The following is a 6,000-nucleotide window of genomic DNA, read 5'->3' as shown; positions in this document are numbered from 1 at the left end:
TCTCCCAGGCGTTCAGCCCTGAGCGTGGAGGCTCAGTTGCCGGTCAGCTTCTCGCGAAGCGCGGCGAGCGCCTCGTCGGAAGCCAGGGTGCCCTCGGCGGGCGCCGGGGCGTTGCGCGGAGCACGCTCGCCACGGTCGGACTCACCGGAGTCGGCCACGTCACCCGTGGCGGACGAGTAGGACGTCGCGGAGCCGGCGTTGGCGGCAGCCTCGGCGTCGGCCTTCGTCGCCGCCTCGACCTGGGCCTTGTGGGCCTCCCAGCGGGCGTGGGCCTCGGCGTACTGACGCTCCCACTTCTCGCGCTGGGCCTCGAAGCCCTCGAGCCACTCGTTCGTCTCCGGGTCGAAGCCCTCGGGGTACTTGTAGTTGCCCTGCTCGTCGTACTCGGCGGCCATGCCGTAGAGGGTCGGGTCGAACTCCGACGCCGCGACGGCCTGGTCGTTGGCCTGCTTGAGCGACAGCGAGATGCGGCGGCGCTCGAGGTCGATGTCGATGACCTTGACGAAGATCTCGTCACCGACGTTGACGACCTGCTCCGGCAGCTCCACGTGGCGCTCGGCCAGCTCGGAGATGTGCACGAGGCCCTCGATGCCGTCCTCGACGCGCACGAACGCACCGAACGGGACGAGCTTGGTGACCTTGCCCGGGACGACCTGGCCGATGGCGTGGGTGCGGGCGAAGTGCTGCCACGGGTCCTCCTGCGTCGCCTTCAGCGACAGGGAGACACGCTCGCGGTCCATGTCGACGTCGAGCACCTCGACGGTGACCTCGTTGCCGACCTCGACGACCTCGGACGGGTGGTCGATGTGCTTCCACGACAGCTCCGAGACGTGCACGAGACCGTCGACGCCGCCGAGGTCCACGAACGCACCGAAGTTGACGATGGAGGACACGACGCCCGAACGGACCTGGCCCTTCTGGAGCTCCTTGAGGAACGTCGTGCGCACCTCGGACTGCGTCTGCTCGAGCCAGGCACGGCGCGACAGGACCACGTTGTTGCGGTTCTTGTCGAGCTCGATGATCTTGGCCTCGATCTCCTTGCCGACGTACGGCTGGAGGTCGCGGACGCGACGCATCTCGACGAGCGAGGCGGGCAGGAAGCCGCGGAGGCCGATGTCGAGGATGAGACCACCCTTGACGACCTCGATGACGGTGCCGGTGACGACGCCGTCCTCCTCCTTGACCTTCTCGATCGTGCCCCAGGCGCGCTCGTACTGCGCACGCTTCTTGGACAGGATCAGACGGCCTTCCTTGTCCTCCTTCTGGAGGACGAGGGCCTCGACCTCGTCACCGACCTTGACGATCTCGCCCGGGTCGACGTCGTGCTTGATGGACAGCTCACGCGAGGGGATGACGCCCTCGGTCTTGTAGCCGATGTCGAGCAGGACCTCGTCCCGGTCGACCTTGACGATGCGACCCTCGACGATGTCGCCGTCGTTGAAGTCCTTGATGGTGGCGTCGATCGCCGCAAGGATGTCTTCCTGAGAGCCGATGTCGTTGATGGCGATCTCAGGCGCGGTCTTCTCGACCGTGTTGGCAGTCATGTAGTAGGAACTCCGATTGTGGACAGTTAGTTTGGGGACCTCGCGGCTGCGGACCTGTCGGCTCGAGCCCCGATGCCTTGTGGACGGGTTCAACGGTGTTCGTGCACACGGATGTGCCCGGCAATCCTATCCGCGCCCTTCGCACCCGGTCAAAAGAGATGACGTATGCCGTGAGCACGCCCAGCGAAGCCACCCGCCGCCCCGCTCCCCCCGCCGAGACGGCCACCGCGAACCGCACCTGGTGGGACGCCGAGGCGAGCTCCTACTACGTCGAGCACGGCCGCTTCCTCGGGGACACCGACTTCCTCTGGGGTCCCGAGCGGCTGCGCGAGGCGGACGCGCAGCTGCTCGGCGACCCGCGTGGCCAGGTCGTCCTCGAGATCGGCGCCGGCTCGGGGCAGTGCTCGCGCTGGCTGGCAGCCCATGGCGCGACCGTGGTCGCCACCGACCTGTCCGCGGGCATGGTCGCCACGGGCGTCGCCGTCAACGGAGCCCTTGACGCGGCGGTGCGGGTCCCGTTCGTCCAGTGCGACGGACGGTCGCTCCCCTTCGCCGACGCGTCCTTCGACACGGTCTTCACGGCATACGGCGTCGTGCCGTTCGTCGCGGACTCCGACGTCGTGCTCACCGAGTCGGCGCGTGTGCTCCGGCCCGGCGGGCGGTTCGTCTTCTCGACGACCCATCCGATGCGCTGGGCCTTCCCCGACGACCCGGGACCGGGCGGCCTCGAGGTCCGCCACTCGTACTTCGACCGCACCCCCTACGTCGAGCAGGACGAGCACGGCCGCGCGACCTACGTGGAGCACCACCGCACGCTGGGCGACCGGGTGCGCGAGATCGCAGCGGCCGGGCTCGTGCTCGTGGACCTCGTGGAGCCGGAGTGGCCCGAGGGCCACGAGGAGCCCTGGGGTGGGTGGTCGCCCCTGCGCGGACGCGTCATCCCCGGCACCGCGATCTTCGTCTGCCACAAGCCCGGCTGATCCACTCGGAGCGAGGCCCGGCCCGGCCCCTGCGCGAGCTCTGGCCCCGGACCCTCCACCAGGACCGACGACGACGGCCACGGACGCTCCGGTCCGTGGCCGTCGTGCTGGCCGTCGTGCTGGCCGTCGGCGACCTCTCAGAGGAAGCGACGCCGCAGCAGGACCGAGCCTCCGGCGAGTCCGAACACGCCGGCGGCGGCTGCGGCACGCCCGAGGTTCGCGGAGCCCTGGCCGTCGACGCCCGCGAGCTCGAAGGAGTATGCCGTCGCGCCCTCCGCTCCCTTGGGCGCCCCGTATGCCATGCCCTCCGCCTTCGCCCGCTGGGCGCCGACCTCGATGAGCGCGTACTTCTCGCCGTAGTCGGCGGCCGTGGCCTTGCCGGCGGCGACGAGCTTCTTCGTGCCGTCGTCGGACAGCTGCTGTGCGCCGTCGCGCAGCTGGGGTGCTCCTGCCGCTGCGTCGGCGAGGCCCGCCGAGATCTGGCTCGCCCCCGAGGCCGCGTCGCCCAGCCCGCCGGCGAGCTGACCCGCGCCGTCCTTCAGCTTGCCGGCGCCGCCGTCGAGCTGGCCCGCCCCGGTCGCCAGCTGGCCGACACCGTCGTCGAGCTTCCCCGCGCCGGTGGCGAGGTCACCCGAGCCCTCGGCGAGCTTCGTGGCGCCCGTGCCGAGCTCCTTGGCGCCCGATGCGACCTGTGAGGTGCCGCTGTGGACCTGGTCCGCGCCGGTCGTGAGCTGGTCGACGGCATCCAGGAGGTCGAGGCCACCGAGCCCGATGAGACCCACACCCGACTGGAGGTCGTTGACCCCGCCGCGAAGGGTCTCGTCCTCGGCGTGGTCGGTCGGCGTGCCGACGCCGTTCTGGACCGTGGTGACGACGCCGTCGACGAGCTGCGTGACGCCACCGTCGACGAGGTCGACGCCCTCGAGCAGGCCGGGGACCTTCGGGTCGCAGATGCCGACGAGGGTGGTGTTGCTCAGCCCGCACTCGACCTTCGCGAGGCCCATGGCGGCACCGCCCAGCTTGCCCTTGAGCAGCCCGAGTCCGCCGGAGACCGTGTCGAGCCCGCCGGACACCTTCGACAGGCCCGAATCGGCATCGGCCAGCCCGCCGAGGACGAGACCGAGGCCGTCCGACGCCGCACCGGTCTTGGTGCGAAGGTCGCCCAGACCGGACTGGACCTGCGCGAGGACCGCCTGGCACACGGGTCCGCAGTCGGCACCCTTCGCCATCGCGACGCCTCCGTCGAGCTGGTCGATCCCACCCTTCGGGGCAAGCGCCGCATCCAGTCCCGATCGGACCGCACTGACGCCGCCCACGAGAGTCTTGGCGTCGGTGGCGCTGCCGATACCCTGGCGAACACTCGCCACGCCGCCCCTGACCTGCGCGACGCCGCCCACGAGCTGGTCGAGACTCGAGTCCTTGTCCGTGGCCGCCTGAAGGGCAGCTCGGACCTGGTCGACACCGTCGATGAGCGTGCCGTCCTGGCCCTTGGCGCCGAGACCCGCGCGCAGCCTCGCGATGCCTGCGTGGAGCGGCTTGGCCTGCTGGGGCAGCCCGCCCACCCCGTCGTAGAGCTCCGTGAGGCCGGCATCGACCTTGTCGAGCCCGTCGGCGACCAGCGCGAGGTTGTCCACGAGCGCAGGAGCCCCGTCATCGAGCTGGTGCAGGCCGCCGGCCACCTGGGCAGCGCCGTCGTCGACCTGCGTGGCTCCGGCACTGAGCTTGCGAGCCCCAGCGTCGAGCTGGCCGGCGCCATCGGCGAGCTGGTCGGCGCCGCCGGCCACCTGGGACGACCCGTCCTTGGCCGCCTCAGCCCCGGACCGGAGCTTCGTCGTGCCGTCCTTGAGCTGACCGGCCCCGCTCGCGAGGTCGCGAGAGCCGGGGAGCGCCTGGGCGCCGAGGCCGGCGTCGAGCTTCTTCGCACCGTCGCGCAGCTGGATCAGGCCGGCGAGCAGGGTGCCCGCCCCGTCGCGGAGCTTGAGCAGGTTGGCGTCGATCTCCGTCGCGCCGACCGTGAGGGTCCCGCCGGTCGTCGCACCGCTCTTGTAGCTGGCGGCGCCGCCCTTGAACGACGGGCTGTCGAGCGGGCTGACCGGCAGTGCCGAGACGGTCGCCTTCGGGACCCTGCCCGCGACGATGTCAGCGGTGTAGCCGAAGGTCGCCGTCGGCGTCCCGATGGGACCGAAGAGCGTCATCGTGAAGGTCAGCTTCGTGCCGCCGTGGCCGTCTCCGGCGACGGCGGCCTCCTTGGAGGCGACGTTCGTGAAGGTGTCGGGCAGCGTGGTCGCCAACGAGCCGACCATGGGGATGACGACGCTCTGGGTGACCGAGGTGCTGTGGCCGGTGCCGTCGTCGAAGGTCACGACCTTCGGGAGCCCCGTGACGTTCTTGACCGTGTAGCGCACCTCGAGGTGGCCGCTGCGGCCGAGCACGTCGTCGGGCGTGATCGGCTTCCCGTCGAGCGTGTAGGTGGCCTCGACCTCGAGGGGCAGCTTCCTGGTGAAGTCGCTGACGCTGCGCAGGCGCTGCTCGCCGTCGACGTCGAAGCGGCCCACCATGGCGCCGTCCTTGACGTCGAAACCGCTGAAGCCGTCGAGGTTGCGCAGGTTCTGCGTCTCCACCGGATTGGCCAGCTCGACGGTCCCCCGCCCCTTCATGGCGACCTGCTCGTAGACCCTGGCGACGTCCACCTTTCCGGTGGCGTCCAGGTAGGCCTGGACGGTCTCGGTGTTCGAGACCTGCACGGACCCGTCGGTGGCCGCGGCTGCTGGCGCGGCCGCGAGCATCAGGAGGGTGGGCATGGCCGCCAGTCCGGCGACGACGGTGGCGAGGGTTCGCTTGCTCACGAGGCTGCTCCGGTCACGAGGTCTTCGATGGTGGTGGAAGGGCGTCCGGTCGCGGCGGACTCGTCAGGCGCCTCGGAAGGCCGGCGCCGACGTGACCCCGATCGTGCCGGAGCACCTTGCGGCGCAAGGAGGTTCACGGCCAGGTAGCCGAGGCCGACGGCCAGGAGCACCGTCGTGGCGGCTGCCGGTGACTCGCTGAGGAACTGCGACGGCGCGTTGGTGTAGACGGACTCGTAGGACCCCACGATCGAGGCAGCACCGACCAGACCGCTCCACAGCGGGAGGCGCCCACCGGTGACCGCCGCGACGACAGCCATGAGGGCGACGACGAGGAAGGCCGCGACGGCGCGTCCGCCGGACGAGTCCGGCAGCCAGGCGGCGCGCATCGCGAAGCCCAGCCAGGCGAGCAGGAACCCCGCGAGGAAGCCGGCCGGCTTCCCCCAGGCCGGACGGTGCGGCACGAGAGCCAGCACCCCACCGAGAGCTGCGCCCAGCAGGGCGACGTGCTCGAGGTCGAGACCGAGAACGTTGCTCAGTCCGATGATGACCGCCGCGAAGACGGCGAGACACAGACCTGTGACCAGGCTTCTGACCATGTCCACCTCACAGTAAAAGCACCCGTCTCCGTCG

4 protein-coding genes are annotated in these 6,000 nt (G+C 70.8%); 1 reads left to right on the top strand and 3 read right to left on the bottom strand.

Annotation, left to right across the window (positions count from 1 at the left end; all coding sequences use genetic code 11):
* Positions 1-32: 32 nt before the first annotated feature.
* A complete protein-coding gene (rpsA, locus tag ABD194_RS04950; RefSeq protein WP_343988545.1) occupies positions 33-1,544 on the bottom strand; it encodes a 30S ribosomal protein S1 in 1,512 nt (503 codons plus the stop codon).
* Between the two features lie 170 nt (positions 1,545-1,714).
* Between rpsA and ABD194_RS04945 the strand changes: the two genes are divergently transcribed.
* Positions 1,715-2,524, top strand: coding sequence for a class I SAM-dependent methyltransferase (locus ABD194_RS04945; protein WP_343988542.1), 810 nt, complete (start codon positions 1,715-1,717; stop codon positions 2,522-2,524).
* A 137-nt stretch (positions 2,525-2,661) separates the two neighbouring features.
* Here ABD194_RS04945 and ABD194_RS04940 read toward each other — a convergent pair whose 3' ends face one another.
* Together ABD194_RS04940 and ABD194_RS04935 are read right to left on the bottom strand one after the other, a co-directional pair.
* On the bottom strand, positions 2,662-5,370 hold the full coding sequence (locus ABD194_RS04940) for a hypothetical protein (protein WP_343988540.1): 2,709 nt from the start codon (positions 5,368-5,370) through the stop codon (positions 2,662-2,664).
* Positions 5,367-5,966: a hypothetical protein gene (locus tag ABD194_RS04935; RefSeq protein ID WP_343988537.1), complete on the bottom strand. Its 600-nt coding sequence runs from the start codon at positions 5,964-5,966 to the stop codon at positions 5,367-5,369. Before ABD194_RS04935 ends, ABD194_RS04940 begins: the two co-directional genes overlap by 4 nt.
* Positions 5,967-6,000 lie beyond the last annotated feature (34 nt).

Origin of the sequence: Terrabacter terrae (assembly GCF_039529575.1) — a bacterium.
Lineage (GTDB): Bacteria > Actinomycetota > Actinomycetes > Actinomycetales > Dermatophilaceae > Terrabacter > Terrabacter terrae.
Note: the sequence above shows the minus strand (reverse complement) of the source record. Positions and strands in the feature narration are given on the sequence as shown.